We start from the raw sequence: 12,240 nt of genomic DNA on the forward strand, positions 1-12,240 counted from the left end.
CGCCGACAAAGGCCAATCCGGGGTGACTGGCCTTGTTCGACGCTGTCGTTCGATGCTGTTCGCTGAAGATGTTTCCGATATATCGTTGACGCATCGCGATCGATCACCGATAGTGGAGACATCGGACAACCGATGGAACAAGGGCAACGTGACGAAAGGAGCGCGGTCATGCGTTCACACGGACAGCACGGACATGAGCACGGGCGAGGGCACGGCCACTGCGGGCCCGATCGTCGGGAGGAGTTCAAGGGGCGCCGAGCCGCCTTCGGCCCGTTCGGGCCCGGCTTCGGCGGCGGCCCCTTCGGCGGGCGCGGTGGCCGCGGCGGACCGCGCGGCCGGGCCCGGCGGGGTGATGTGCGCGCCTCGATCCTGGCGCTGCTCGCCGACCGGCCGATGCACGGCTACGAGATGATCCAGGAGATCGGCGAGCGCAGCGGCGGGGCGTGGAAGCCCAGCCCCGGCTCGGTCTACCCGACCCTGCAGCTGCTCGAGGACGAGGGGCTCATCACCAGCGCGAGCGAGGGCGGCAAGAAGCTGTTCACGCTCACCGACACGGGCCGCACCGAGGCCGAGGCCGGCCCGGACGCCCCCTGGGCCGACGCCGGGCGCGGCTTCGACTTCGAGGCGATGCACGAGATCCGGACGGCCGGAGTCGGCCTGATGGAGGCCTTCGGGCAGGTCTTCAAGACCGGCTCGGCCGAGCAGCGCGAGAAGGCCCTCGCGGTCATCAACGACGCCCGCAAGAAGCTCTACCTGATCCTGGCCGACGAGCACTGAGTGCGTGCCGGCCGCCGCAGCAGAGCGCGCCCCGCGCATCGTGCGCGGGGCGCGCTGTCGTGCGTACGGAAGCCTCCGCGGCGGGCGTCAGGCGACCAGGCCGGCCAGCTTGCGGAGCGATTCGTTCAGCGCGGCGGTGGCCGAGTCCTTGAGCTTGCCCGCCATCAGGGAGACGGCGGCCCCGGTGAACTCGCCGTCGATGCGGACGGTGGTGGCCCCGCCGTCCGGGGTCAGGGTGTAGCGGGTGAGGACGGCCACGCCCATCGGGCCCTTGCCGGTGATGGCGAAGACGCGCTCGTCCTCCAGCTCCGAGACGGTCCAGACGACCTCGGCCGGGAAGCCCATCATCTTCATGTTCTCCGCGAATGTGGAGCCGACCGCGAGGGTCTCCGGGCCGCCCTTCGGGAAATTGGTGTGGGTCATGCTCCACTGGCCGTACGCGTCCCAGTCCGTCAGCTGGGACCAGACCTTCGCGGCGGACGCCTCGATGCGTGATTCCGCGGTGACTTCGGCCATGCGACCACCCCTTCTCGTCGGGTACGTGCGGCGGAACGTAGCCCCGGCGGGCGGAACATTCAATACTGACGACCAGTCAGATATCCCGGGGTGCGCGCCGCGCGGTGTCGGGTGCGTCTCAACAGGAGTCATGATCGTGACGGTCCTGTCATGATGGCCCGATGCAAGCGTCAGGGAAAAACGCCGGACTGGGCCTCGCCCTGCTCTCGGCGTTCGCGTTCGGTGGTTCCGGAGTGGCGGCGAAGCCGCTGATCGAGGCGGGTCTGGACCCCCTCCACATGGTGTGGTTCAGGGTGGCCGGGGCGGCGCTCGTGCTGTCCCCGCTGGCCTGGCGCCACCGCGATCTCGTGCGGCGCAAGCCCGCGCTGCTCGCGGGCTTCGGGCTGGTCGCCGTCGCGGGCGTGCAGGCCTTCTACTTCGCCTCCCTGTCCCGGATCCCCGTCGGCGTGGCCCTCCTGCTGGAGTACCTGGGGCCCGCGCTGCTGCTCGGCTGGATCCGCTTCGTGCAGCGCAAGCCAGTGACGAAGGGCGCCGCGGCCGGCGCCGCCGTGGCCGTCGTCGGCCTGGCCTGCGTGGTCGAGATCTGGGCCGGGCTGAGCCTGGACCTGCTGGGCGTGCTGTTCGGTATCGCCGCGGCCTGCTGCCAGGCCTTCTACTTCATCTTCGCCGACCAGGGAGCCGACGGGGACGACGTGCCCGACCCGCTGGGGGTGATCGTGTACGGCATGATCGTCGGCACCCTGGTGGTGACGGTGATCGCCCGGCCGTGGGAGATCGACTGGCAGGTGCTGGCGGGGCAGGCCTCCGTGGGCGGGACGACGCTGCCCGCGCCGGTGCTGCTCGGCTGGGTGGTGCTGATCGCGACCGTCTTCGCCTACCTGACCGGCGTGGTCTCGGTGCGCAAGCTGTCCCCGCAGGTCGCGGGCGTGGTGGCCTGCCTGGAGGCGGTCGTCGCCACCGTGCTCGCCTGGATCCTGCTCGGCGAGCACCTCTCGACCTGGCAGATCGTCGGCGGCGGGCTCGTGCTGGGCGGCGCCTTCATCGCGCAGTCCTCCCGGCCGGCCGCGCCCGCTCCGGCGGAACCGGCCGTTCTGGACCGCGAGACCACCACCGCGTAGGGTGGCGATCATGCCGTCGACCGTGCTTCCGCCTCCCGCCGCCTAGCGCGGGCGGCCCCTCCACGAAATCCACCCGGCCCGGGGAGTTCCCGGGCGGGTGCGCGCTGCCCGCGAAGCGATGACCTGCCTCTTTCATCCTTCACGCATGCGCGGAGACTTCTCGTGTCGAACCTTTTGCCCACTGCCGGGCGCAGTCTGCTGTACCTCGTCGTCGCCGGAGCCGCCTGGGGCACCGCCGGGGCGGCCGCCTCCCTCCTCTTCCTCGCCAGTGACCTCGGTCCGCTCGCCCTGTCCTTCTGGCGGTGCGCGGGCGGGCTCGTGGTGCTGCTGGGGGTGCTCGCCGTACGCCGGCCCCGGCCCGGGGCGGGACGGGTGCGGCCTTCGCCGGTCTCCCTGATCGCGACCGGGCTGATGTTCACGCTCTTCCAGTCCGCGTACTTCGCCGCCGTGCGCGAGACCGGCCTCGCGGTCGGCACCGTGGTCACGCTCGGAGCCGGGCCCGTGCTGATCGCCCTCGGGGCGCGGTACTGGATGCGCGAGCGCCTCGGGGCCGGCGGGGTGGCCGCCGTCGCGGGGGCGCTGGCCGGGCTGGCCGTACTGGTCCTGGGCAGCGGGGGCGGCGAGGTGCGCCCGCTCGGTGTCGGCTGGGCGCTGCTGTCTGCCGCCGGGTACGCGGGGATGACGCTGCGGGCCCGCTGGCTCGGACGGCGCGGGGCGGGCGGGGATCCCCTCGTCACCACCGCCTGGTCGGTCGGGGTGGGCACGCTGTGCCTGCTGCCGCTCGCCGCCGTCGAGGGGCTGCTGCCGCACACCGCCGAGCTCGGGCGGGTGCTCTGGCTGCTGGTGTACGTCGCGACCGTGCCGACGGCGCTGGCGTACGCGCTCTACTTCACCGGGGCCGCCGCCGTACGGGCCGCGACCGTCTCGGTGATCATGCTGATCGAGCCGGTGAGCGCGGCGGCGATCGCCGTCCTGCTGCTCGGGGAGCGGCTTACCGGCGCCGTGGTGCTGGGCACCGTACTGCTGCTGACGGCGGTCGGGGCGCTGATCGCGGCGGAGGCACGGCGGCCGGCGGCCGGGTCGGCCGGTGATCCGGCCGACCGGCGGGCCGTCGTGGCGCGGCGTCCTCAGAGCGCGGCGAGGTAGCCCGGGGTGGCGATGCCGGGGGCCAGGTCCGCGGCGGGTTCCGGGGCTCCGTACACCGGAGCGACCGGGACCACGCCCGCCCAGTGGGGCAGGTCCATGTCCTCGGCGTCGTCGTTCGGGCCGCCCGTACGGATCTTCGCGGACACCTCGGTCAGGTCCAGCCGGATCACCGCCGTGGCCGCGAGCTCCTTGGCGTTGGCGGGCCGGGAGTCCGCGGAGCGGCCCGGGACGACGTGGTCGACCAGGGCGTCGAGCGCCATCCGGCACTCCTCCTCGTCGGTGACCTGGTAGGCGGTGCCGTGGACGACCACCGAGCGGTAGTTGATCGAGTGGTGGAACGCCGAGCGGGCCAGCACCAGGCCGTCGACGTGGGTCACGGTCACGCAGACCGCGAGGCCCGGGTCGGCCTTGCCGGCCGCGAGGAGGGGGCGGGAGCCGGTGGAGCCGTGGATGTAGAGGGCGTCGCCGACCCGTCCGAAGAGGGTGGGCAGGACCACCGGGGCACCGTCGCGGATGAAACCGAGGTGGCACACGTAGGCCTGGTCGAGTATCGAGTGCACCGTCTCGCGGTCGTAGTGGGCCCGCTTGGCGGAACGCGTGGGGACCGTGCGGTCGGTGGGGGTGTACGCGTCGGTGACAGGCGTGGCGGTCATACTGCGGACTCCATTGCATTAGTGCATAATGTTGTTTGTGCTAGGAGACTATACGATCGCAGGGCGCCGTGCATCCGAGATCGCGGCGAGCGTCGAAGCGGGTGTGGGATCGGGTGCGCTCGCACCGGGGGCGCTGCTGCCGCCGATGCGGGAGCTGGCCGGTGAGCTGGGGGTGAACCCCAACACGGTGGCGGCCGCGTACCGGACGCTGCGCGAGCGCGGGGTCATCGAGACCGACGGGCGGCGCGGCAGCCGGGTGCGGGCGCGGCCGTCGAGCGCGCCGAGGGACGCGGTGCGGACGGCGGTGCCGGCGGGCGTACGGGACATCACCGCGGGCAATCCCGATGTGGCGCTGCTGCCTTCGCTCGACGGGGCGCTGGCGGCGGCCGCCCGGCGGTACGCGGCGTCGCCGACGCTCTACGGGGAGGACCCGGTCGTTCCCGAGCTGGCGCGACTGGCCCGGGCGGATCTCGACGCGGACGGGGTGCCGGGCGGGCCGATCGCGGTGACCTCGGGTGCGCTCGACGGGATCGAACGGGTGCTGGCGGCGCACCTGCGGCCGGGCGACGCGGTGGCGGTCGAGGATCCGGGCTGGGGCAGCGTGCTGGACCTGGTGCCGGCGCTGGGGCTGCGGGTGCTGCCGGTGGCGGTGGACGACGACGGGCCGCGGGTGGAGGCGGTGGAGCGGGCGCTGGCGGCGGGGGCGCGGGCGCTGGTGGTCACTGCGCGGGCGCAGAACCCCACCGGGGCCGTGGTGAGCGCGGGGCGGGCGGCGGAGCTGCGGGAGCTGCTGGGCCGGCACCCCGGGGTGCTGGTGATCGACGACGACCACGGGCACGGGATCGTGGACCTGCCGCTGGCTCCGCTGAGTGGGGTGACCCGGCACTGGGCGCTGATCCGGTCCACGGCGAAGGCGTACGGGCCGGACCTGCGGCTGGCGGTGCTCACCGGGGACGCGGTGACGCTGGACCGGGTGCGGGGGCGGCAGCGGCTGGGGCCGGGATGGGTGAGCCGGCTGCTCCAGTACGCGGTCGTGGAGCTGTGGACCTCCGGCGCCGTGGACCGGGCCGCGGTGGCGCGCTCGTACGCGGAACGCCGCGACGGGCTGGTCGCGGCGCTGCGGGAGCGGGGGGTGCCGGCGCACGGGCGGAGCGGGCTGAACGTGTGGGTGCCGGTGGCCGACGAGACGGGTGTGGTGACGAGGCTGCTGGCCGCCGGGTGGGCGGTGACGGCGGGGGCGCGGTTCCGGGTGGAGTCACAGCCGGGGGTTCGGCTGACGGTGTCGCAACTGACGGCCGCGGATCTGCCGGTGCTGGCGGATGCGGTGGCCGCGGCGGTGCGGCCGGGGGCGGCGGGTGCGCGGTACGCCTGACCGCGGGCCTGCCCCGCCGCGCCCCGGTGCTCCGCCCCGGGCCCCGCGCCTCAAGCGCCGGCGGGGCTTGATTGTGGTGCGGCTGGGTGGGGCCGTGCGGCTCAGGGATCGGGGCTCTGCCCCCGGGCCCCGTGCCTCAATCCGCCCCCGGGTCCCGGGCCTCGAGTGGCGGCGGGGCTTGGTCAGCCGAGGAGTTCTGCCAGGCCGGCCAGGGTGAGGACCGAGCCGGCCAGGCCCACGGCCGTGGCGAGGAAGCGGAATACGCCCGCCGACGCGACTCGCGGCGGCGGGCCGAGGCTCCCGCGGGCGTGCATCCGCAGCTCCGCGTTGGCCGAAGCCCGGCGTTCCAGAGAGGCGGCCGAGCCGCGCACGTTCAGTGCGATCCAGCCGCCCGGGATCGCGCTGGCCAGGCCCAAGGCCAGCAGGAAGATGCCGATGTCCATGGGTTGCCCCCGGGCTTCGTGGTGATCGCCCGGACCGTAGCAGTCGTCAGGCGGGCCGCCGGACCCCGGGGCGGGTTTGGGTGAGGGCGGCGCCGGTCAGGACGATGGCGGCGCCGATCGGGGTGTTCCAGTGGAGCTGTTCGCCGAGGACCAGGACGCCCGCCGTGGTGGCGATGACCGGGATGAAGTACGTGACCATCTGGGCCGTGGTGGGGCCGATCTCCGCCACCAGGCCGTACTGCATCTGCAGGGCCATGCCCGTGCCCAGGGCGCCCAGGGCGATCACCGACAGGGTCGGCCAGAGGGGGAACGAGGTGGGGGCGGCCGTGAACAGGCCGCTGACCAGCGTGAGCTGGAGGGTGGAGACGAGCAGCTGGCCGCCGGTCAGGGCCACCGGGGAGCCGGGGGTGCCGGCCAGCGTGCGGCGGACGTAGATCCAGCCGATGGGGTAGCAGAGCGAGGCCAGCAGGGCGAACGCGGTGCCCTTGGCATCGACCCCCGAGAAGCCCTGCCACGCGCCGAGCACCGTGAGGACGCCCAGGAAGCCCAGGCCCAGGCCCGCGACGCGGCGGCGCGTGGGGCGGTCCTCGGACAGGGCGACAAGGGAGAGCGCCATGCCCCACAGCGGCGAGGTGGCGTTGCAGATGCCGGCCAGGCTGGAGGGGATGCTCAGCTCCGCGTACGCGAAGAGCGAGAACGGGGCGGTGTTGAGCAGCAGCGCCGCCACGGCGAGGTGGCCCCAGGTGCGCAGCCCCCGGGGGAGCGGCTCGCGGCGGACCAGCAGGACGGCCAGGAGGGCGAGCGCGCCGAACAGGACCCGGCCCAGCGCCACCTGGAAGGGCGCGTACGCCTCCGTGCCCACCTTGATCAGCAGGAAGCTGAAGCCCCAGATGACCGAGAGGATCGCGAAGCGGACGCGCCAGTCCAGGAGGACGCCCCGGCGGGCGGTCTTCGCGGAGGACGGGGTGGGGGTCGAGAGGGTGGGGCGGGAGGTGGTCGGTGCGCTCATGCCCTTTACTGTGCGCGTATCAACTTCGTAGGACAAGCGAGACTTCCTCTGGGTGACGGCGTAGCATCGCTTACATGTTGAACCTGGAGCGCCTGCGCACCCTCGACGCCCTCGCCCGCCACGGCTCGGTCAGCGGCGCGGCCGACGGGCTCCACGTCACCACCTCCGCCGTGTCCCAGCAGATGGCCAAGCTCGAACGGGAGGTCGGCCAGCCCCTGCTCGCGAAGAACGGGCGCGGGGTCCGGCTCACCGACGCCGGCCGGCTGCTCGCCGATCACGCGGCCCGGATCATCTCCCAGGTGGAGCTCGCCCAGGCCGACGTGGAGGCCCAGCGCGGCCGCGCCGTCGGCGAGCTGCGCATCGGCGCCTTCCCGACCGCGATGCGCGGACTGCTGCCGCAGGCCCTCTCCGCCCTGCGCGACGACCATCCGGACCTGCGGGCGCTGGTGCGCGAGCAGGAGCCCGAGGAGAGCATGGCGGCCGTCGTGCGCGGCGATCTCGACCTGGCGCTGGCCATCGACTGGCACAACAAGCGCATGCCGGTGCCCGTCGAACTCACCCGGACGCACCTGCTGGACGACTCCGTCGACATCGCGGTCCCGGTCGGCCACCGGCTGGCCGACCGGGACGCGATCTCCCTCGCCGATTTCGCGGGCGACGACTGGATCTCCTGGCGCGAGGGGCAGTTCTGTCACGAGTGGCTGGTCCTCACCTTGCGCGGTATGGGAGTCGAGCCGCGCATCACCCACATCGCCGAGGAGCACCACACGCAGCTGGCCTTCGTGGAGGCCGGGCTCGGGGTGTGCGTGGCGCCGAAGCTGGGGCGCGGCCCGGTGCCGCCCGGGGTCCGGCTGCTGCCGGTCTGCGACACCGTACGCCGCCACGTGTACGCGGTCTGGCGTGCGGACGCCGACCGCAGGCCCTCCATCCGGGCCGCCGTCGAGTCGCTGCGGCAGGCCGCCGCCGCGCTCTGACACCTCTACAGCTTGCGGAAGTCCCACGAGACGATCGACTCGGGGGTGAGGCGGATCCAGGCGTGCCGCCCGTCGTGCGGCATCTCCTCGATGCCGAAGTTCTTGACCGGGAAGATCCGCTCCGCTTCGGCCAGTTCGGGGCAGGGTTCGCCGGTGCGCGGGGCCTCGCCCACGAAGACGGCGCTGCCGGACAGCTCCACGCCGCGCAGTTCGTCGTAGGACTCGCCGGAGTCGACGACCACCGAGATCCGCGGGTCCTTGCGCAGGTCGGACCAGCGCCGGCTGCGTGTGATCGAGTACAGCCACAGCGAGGTGCCGTCCCAGGCGAACCACAGCGCGCCCACGTGCGGGCGGCCGTCGGGGGAGACCGTGGCCACCCGGCAGGTCCGCTGCTCGCGCAGGAAGGCGTCCACTTCCTCGTCGGTCATCATGATCCGGCGTCCTCGCCGCTGCCCGTTCCCCTGCCGTACTTCGTCCATCCGTCCCGCACCCCTTCACATCTGACCGTGTGTCAGGAATCATGCGGGCTCTTCCGTCGTCACGCCAGGGGGAGCCATGCAGGATCTCGATCCCGCCACCACCGCGCTGCTCACCGTCGAGTGCCAGAACGGCGTCGTCGGCGAGGAGAGCGCCCTGCCCGAGCTGGCGAAGGAGGCCCGGGACTCCGGGATGCTGGCGCGGGTGGCCGCGCTGGTGGACGCCGCACGCGGGGCCGGGGTGCAGGTGCTGCACGCGGTGGCCGAGCGGCGGCCCGACGGGCTCGGGGCGAACAGCAACGCGCGGCTGTTCCGGGCCGCCGGGAAGCTGCCCGTGCGCCAGCTGACCGGGAGCAGGGCGGTGGAGGTCGCGGCCCCCATCACCGTGGACGGGCGGGACCTCGTCGTCCGCCGGCTGCACGGGCTCTCCCCGATGGCCGGCACCGACCTGGACGCCCTGCTGCGCAACCTCGGCATCCGCACCCTCGTCGTCACCGGGGTCTCCTCCAACATCGCGATCCCGAACACCGTCTTCGACGCCGTGAACCTCGGCTACCAGGTCGTCGTCCCGGCCGACGCCATCGCCGGAGTGCCCGCCTCCTGTACCGCCGAGGTGATCCGCAACTCCCTCGCGCTGGTCGCGGCCGTCACCACGGCCGAAGCCCTGCTTAAGCAGTGGGCTCCCGCGCCCTGACCCCCGTAACCTGGGCGGATGCTGTCCGAAGTGATCGCGACCCGCTACGTCACGCCCCTGCGTGAGGGCGGCTCGCTCCCGGGAATCGTCGAGGCCGACGACCTCGGTACCTACGTCATGAAATTCACCGGAGCCGGCCAGGGCCGCAAGACCCTCGTCGCCGAAGTCATCTGCGGGCGCCTCGCCCAGCGGCTGGGCCTGCGGGTCCCACGGCTGGTGCAGATGCAGCTCGACCCCGTCATCGGGCTCGGCGAGCCCGACCAGGAGGTGCAGGAGCTGCTCAAGGCCAGCGGCGGGCTGAACCTGGGCATGGACTACCTGCCCGGATCGATCGGCTTCGACCCGCTCGCCTACCGGGTGGACCCCGTCGAGGCGGGGCGCGTGGTCTGGTTCGACGCCCTGATCAACAACGTGGACCGGTCCTGGCGCAACCCCAACATGCTGGTCTGGCACGGGGACGTCTGGCTCATCGACCACGGCGCCACGATGATCTGGCACCACAACTGGCCCACCGCCGAGGCCGCGGCGGCCAAGCCGTACAACGCCTCCGACCACGTACTGGCCCCCGTGGGCCCGGACATCGAGGCCGCGGCGGCCTCGCTCGCGCCGCTGGTGACCGAGGAGCTCCTCACCGAAGTCGCGGCCGACGTCCCCGACGAATGGCTCGTCGACGAGCCCGGCTTCGACTCCACCGACGCACTGCGGCGCGCCTATGTGGAGGCGCTGCTGCCGCGCGCGGCCACGATCCACGAGAGGATCACCATGGAGGCCGAGGTCAAGCAGCGGTCCGGTCCGCCGGGCTGGCTCGCCGCGCGCCTCGCCCCCCTGCCCCACAAGAAGAAGAGCGACAACGAGTGACCAAGCGGGACGTGTTCGAGTACGCGCTGGTGCGTGTGGTGCCCCGGATGGAGCGCGGCGAGTGTTTCAACGCCGGCGTGATCGTCTACTGCCGGGCGCGTTCGTACGTGGCCGCGCGCACCCATCTCGACGAGGCGAAGCTCCTCGCCCTGGATCCCGGGGCCGACGTGGCCGGGGTGCGGGCGGCGCTGCGCGGGGTCGAGGGTGTGTGCGCGGGCGGTGATTCCGCCGGTCAGGCGGCGGGCGATGACGCGGGGCGGCGGTTCCGGTGGCTGATCGCGCCGCGGAGCACGGTGGTGCAGCCGGGGCCGGTGCACACCGGCCTGACGGCCGATCCCGCCGTGGAGGTGGAGCGGCTGCTGGACCTGTTGGTGCGCTGACCGGGGGTCGCACCGGTGGGCGTTGACACCGGGTGCCAGGGATCCTAGCGTCTCCTCAGCTGAAGCTACTAAGCGGTTGCTCACCTCTGGGCGGCCGTCTCTCAAGGGCGAGGAGATCCAGCATGTCCACCACCGAGCAGCGCGTCGCGATCGTGACCGGGGCGGCCCGGGGCATCGGCGCGGCCACCGCCGTGCGCCTGGCCGCCGAAGGTCGGGCCGTCGCCGTACTCGACCTCGACGAGGCCGCCTGCAAGGACACCGTCGAGGCGATCACCGCGGTCGGCGGCAAGGCCCTGGCGGTCGGCTGCGACGTCTCCGACGGCGCGCAGGTGGAGGCCGCCGTCGCGCGCGTCGCGAGCGAGCTCGGCGCCCCGACCATCCTGGTCAACAACGCGGGCGTGCTGCGCGACAACCTGCTCTTCAAGATGAGCGAGACCGACTGGGACACGGTCATGAACGTGCACCTGCGCGGCGCCTTCCTGATGTCGAAGGCCTGTCAGAAGTACATGGTGGAGGCCAAGTTCGGCCGCATCGTGAACCTCTCCAGCAGCTCGGCGCTCGGCAACCGGGGCCAGGTCAACTACTCCGCTGCCAAGGCCGGTTTGCAGGGCTTCACCAAGACGCTGGCCATCGAGCTCGGCAAGTTCGGCGTCACCGCCAACGCCGTCGCCCCCGGCTTCATCGTCACCGAGATGACCGCCCAGACCGCCGCCCGCGTCGGCATGGGCTTCGAGGACTTCCAGGCGGCCGCCGCCACCCAGATCCCCGTGCAGCGCGTGGGCCGCCCGGATGACATCGCCAACGCGATCGCCTTCTTCACGGGCGACGCGGCCGGCTTCGTCTCCGGCCAGGTCATGTACGTGGCCGGCGGCCCGCTCAACTGACGAGCTTCACGAGAGGCAGGGCGTAGGCCATGACGGACAGCAAGGAAAGCGGCATCGACAGCGGCAAGGTCGCGCTGATCACCGGGGCGAGCCGGGGCATCGGCTTCGGCATCGCCGAGGCGCTGGTCGCCCGCGGCGACCGGCTCTGCATCACCGGGCGCAACGAGGAGGCCCTCAAGGAGGCCGTCGAGCGGCTCGGCTCGGACCGGGTGATCGGCGTCGCCGGCAAGGCCCACGACGAGGAACACCAGGCCGTCGCCGTCGAGCGGACGATGGAGGCCTTCGGCCGCGTCGACTTCCTGATCAACAACGCCGGCACCAATCCCGTCTTCGGTCCGATCGCGGACCTGGACCTCGGGGTCGCGCGCAAGGTCTTCGAGACCAACGTGATCTCGGCGCTCGGCTTCGCCCAGCGGACCTGGCACGCCTGGCAGAAGGAGAACGGCGGGGCGATCGTGAACATCGCCTCGATCGCGGGCGTCTCCGCCTCGCCCTTCATCGGCGCGTACGGGATGAGCAAGGCCGCCATGGTCAACCTCACCCTCCAGCTCGCCCACGAGATGGCCCCCGGGGTCCGGGTCAACGCGATCGCCCCCGCGGTGGTCAAGACCAAGTTCGCGCAGGCGCTCTACGAGGGCCGGGAGCAGGAGGCCGCGGCCGCCTATCCGCTCGGCCGGCTGGGCGTTCCGGAGGACATCGGAGGGGCCGCCGCGTTCCTCACATCCGCACAAGCGGAATGGATTACCGGTCAAACGCTCGTTATTGACGGAGGAATGTTCCTCAATGCCGGAGTCCACTGACCGATAACCGGGCGTTTTTGCCTCCGAGAGGGGGGCAAATGCGTGCCGAATATGCACGTAACCGGTCAAGTGCCCCACGAAACATACCCCTTGGTTTCGTGGGGCACTGCGGTAGGGTCTGCCGCACCCCTGGCTGATCG

At 72.6% G+C, this 12,240-nt stretch carries 15 protein-coding genes; 10 read left to right on the plus strand and 5 right to left on the minus strand.

Annotation, left to right across the window (positions count from 1 at the left end; translation table 11 throughout):
- Positions 1-168: 168 nt before the first annotated feature.
- Complete coding sequence (locus ACGFYU_RS03160; protein ID WP_393825491.1) at positions 169-777, plus strand: PadR family transcriptional regulator; 609 nt, start codon at positions 169-171, stop codon at positions 775-777.
- An 87-nt stretch (positions 778-864) separates the two neighbouring features.
- On the opposite strand, the gene ACGFYU_RS03165 is transcribed toward ACGFYU_RS03160, so the two are convergent.
- Entirely contained in the window at positions 865-1,293 is a 429-nt protein-coding gene (locus ACGFYU_RS03165) for an SRPBCC family protein (protein WP_382643085.1), read from the minus strand.
- 161 nt (positions 1,294-1,454) lie between these two features.
- Between ACGFYU_RS03165 and ACGFYU_RS03170 the strand changes: the two genes are divergently transcribed.
- Together ACGFYU_RS03170 and ACGFYU_RS03175 are read left to right on the plus strand one after the other, a co-directional pair.
- Positions 1,455-2,411 (plus strand): DMT family transporter, encoded by a 957-nt coding sequence (locus tag ACGFYU_RS03170; protein ID WP_393825492.1) that lies wholly within the window; start codon positions 1,455-1,457, stop codon positions 2,409-2,411.
- 162 nt (positions 2,412-2,573) lie between these two features.
- Positions 2,574-3,557 (plus strand): DMT family transporter, encoded by a 984-nt coding sequence (locus ACGFYU_RS03175; RefSeq protein ID WP_393825493.1) that lies wholly within the window; start codon positions 2,574-2,576, stop codon positions 3,555-3,557.
- Here the strand turns inward: ACGFYU_RS03175 and ACGFYU_RS03180 are convergent.
- Positions 3,539-4,210, minus strand: a complete 672-nt coding sequence (locus ACGFYU_RS03180; protein ID WP_393825494.1) for a pyridoxamine 5'-phosphate oxidase family protein — start codon at positions 4,208-4,210, stop codon at positions 3,539-3,541. The genes ACGFYU_RS03175 and ACGFYU_RS03180 overlap by 19 nt on opposite strands.
- Positions 4,211-4,247: 37 nt before the next feature.
- Between ACGFYU_RS03180 and ACGFYU_RS03185 the strand changes: the two genes are divergently transcribed.
- Positions 4,248-5,582, plus strand: coding sequence for an aminotransferase class I/II-fold pyridoxal phosphate-dependent enzyme (locus ACGFYU_RS03185; RefSeq protein WP_393825495.1), 1,335 nt, complete (start codon positions 4,248-4,250; stop codon positions 5,580-5,582).
- A gap of 182 nt (positions 5,583-5,764) precedes the next feature.
- Here ACGFYU_RS03185 and ACGFYU_RS03190 read toward each other — a convergent pair whose 3' ends face one another.
- Complete coding sequence (locus ACGFYU_RS03190; RefSeq protein WP_393825496.1) at positions 5,765-6,025, minus strand: hypothetical protein; 261 nt, start codon at positions 6,023-6,025, stop codon at positions 5,765-5,767.
- Between the two features lie 46 nt (positions 6,026-6,071).
- Positions 6,072-7,034, minus strand: a complete 963-nt coding sequence (locus ACGFYU_RS03195; RefSeq protein ID WP_393825497.1) for a DMT family transporter — start codon at positions 7,032-7,034, stop codon at positions 6,072-6,074.
- Between the two features lie 74 nt (positions 7,035-7,108).
- Between ACGFYU_RS03195 and ACGFYU_RS03200 the strand changes: the two genes are divergently transcribed.
- A complete protein-coding gene (locus ACGFYU_RS03200) occupies positions 7,109-8,008 on the plus strand; it encodes a LysR substrate-binding domain-containing protein (protein WP_393825498.1) in 900 nt (299 codons plus the stop codon).
- A 5-nt stretch (positions 8,009-8,013) separates the two neighbouring features.
- Here ACGFYU_RS03200 and ACGFYU_RS03205 read toward each other — a convergent pair whose 3' ends face one another.
- Positions 8,014-8,439 carry a pyridoxamine 5'-phosphate oxidase family protein gene (locus tag ACGFYU_RS03205; RefSeq protein WP_393825499.1) on the minus strand — a complete coding sequence of 142 codons (426 nt, stop codon included), beginning with the start codon at positions 8,437-8,439 and terminating at the stop codon, positions 8,014-8,016.
- Positions 8,440-8,563: 124 nt separating this feature from the next.
- Between ACGFYU_RS03205 and ACGFYU_RS03210 the strand changes: the two genes are divergently transcribed.
- The 5 genes from ACGFYU_RS03210 to ACGFYU_RS03230 all read left to right on the plus strand — a co-directional run bounded on the left by ACGFYU_RS03210 (position 8,564) and on the right by ACGFYU_RS03230 (position 12,100).
- Positions 8,564-9,178: a cysteine hydrolase gene (locus ACGFYU_RS03210; protein ID WP_393825500.1), complete on the plus strand. Its 615-nt coding sequence runs from the start codon at positions 8,564-8,566 to the stop codon at positions 9,176-9,178.
- 18 nt (positions 9,179-9,196) lie between these two features.
- Positions 9,197-10,036, plus strand: a complete 840-nt coding sequence (locus ACGFYU_RS03215; protein WP_393825501.1) for a HipA family kinase — start codon at positions 9,197-9,199, stop codon at positions 10,034-10,036.
- Entirely contained in the window at positions 10,033-10,416 is a 384-nt protein-coding gene (locus ACGFYU_RS03220) for a DUF3037 domain-containing protein (RefSeq protein ID WP_393825502.1), read from the plus strand. Before ACGFYU_RS03215 ends, ACGFYU_RS03220 begins: the two co-directional genes overlap by 4 nt.
- Positions 10,417-10,538: 122 nt before the next feature.
- A complete protein-coding gene (gene fabG, locus ACGFYU_RS03225; RefSeq protein WP_393825503.1) occupies positions 10,539-11,300 on the plus strand; it encodes a 3-oxoacyl-ACP reductase FabG in 762 nt (253 codons plus the stop codon).
- 29 nt (positions 11,301-11,329) lie between these two features.
- Entirely contained in the window at positions 11,330-12,100 is a 771-nt protein-coding gene (locus ACGFYU_RS03230) for an SDR family oxidoreductase (protein WP_393825504.1), read from the plus strand.
- Positions 12,101-12,240 lie beyond the last annotated feature (140 nt).

Source organism: Streptomyces sp. NPDC048337, assembly GCF_043201175.1.
Classification (GTDB): Bacteria; Actinomycetota; Actinomycetes; order Streptomycetales; family Streptomycetaceae; genus Streptomyces.

Coding starts and splice junctions, on each gene's coding strand:
- ACGFYU_RS03160 (WP_393825491.1), top strand. CDS start 169: ATGCGTTCACACGGACAGCACGGACATGAGCACGGGCGAGGGCACGGC.
- ACGFYU_RS03165 (WP_382643085.1), bottom strand. CDS start 1,293: ATGGCCGAAGTCACCGCGGAATCACGCATCGAGGCGTCCGCCGCGAAG.
- ACGFYU_RS03170 (WP_393825492.1), top strand. CDS start 1,455: ATGCAAGCGTCAGGGAAAAACGCCGGACTGGGCCTCGCCCTGCTCTCG.
- ACGFYU_RS03180 (WP_393825494.1), bottom strand. CDS start 4,210: ATGACCGCCACGCCTGTCACCGACGCGTACACCCCCACCGACCGCACG.
- ACGFYU_RS03190 (WP_393825496.1), bottom strand. CDS start 6,025: ATGGACATCGGCATCTTCCTGCTGGCCTTGGGCCTGGCCAGCGCGATC.
- ACGFYU_RS03195 (WP_393825497.1), bottom strand. CDS start 7,034: ATGAGCGCACCGACCACCTCCCGCCCCACCCTCTCGACCCCCACCCCG.
- ACGFYU_RS03200 (WP_393825498.1), top strand. CDS start 7,109: ATGTTGAACCTGGAGCGCCTGCGCACCCTCGACGCCCTCGCCCGCCAC.
- ACGFYU_RS03205 (WP_393825499.1), bottom strand. CDS start 8,439: ATGATGACCGACGAGGAAGTGGACGCCTTCCTGCGCGAGCAGCGGACC.
- ACGFYU_RS03210 (WP_393825500.1), top strand. CDS start 8,564: ATGCAGGATCTCGATCCCGCCACCACCGCGCTGCTCACCGTCGAGTGC.
- ACGFYU_RS03215 (WP_393825501.1), top strand. CDS start 9,197: ATGCTGTCCGAAGTGATCGCGACCCGCTACGTCACGCCCCTGCGTGAG.
- fabG (WP_393825503.1), top strand. CDS start 10,539: ATGTCCACCACCGAGCAGCGCGTCGCGATCGTGACCGGGGCGGCCCGG.
- ACGFYU_RS03230 (WP_393825504.1), top strand. CDS start 11,330: ATGACGGACAGCAAGGAAAGCGGCATCGACAGCGGCAAGGTCGCGCTG.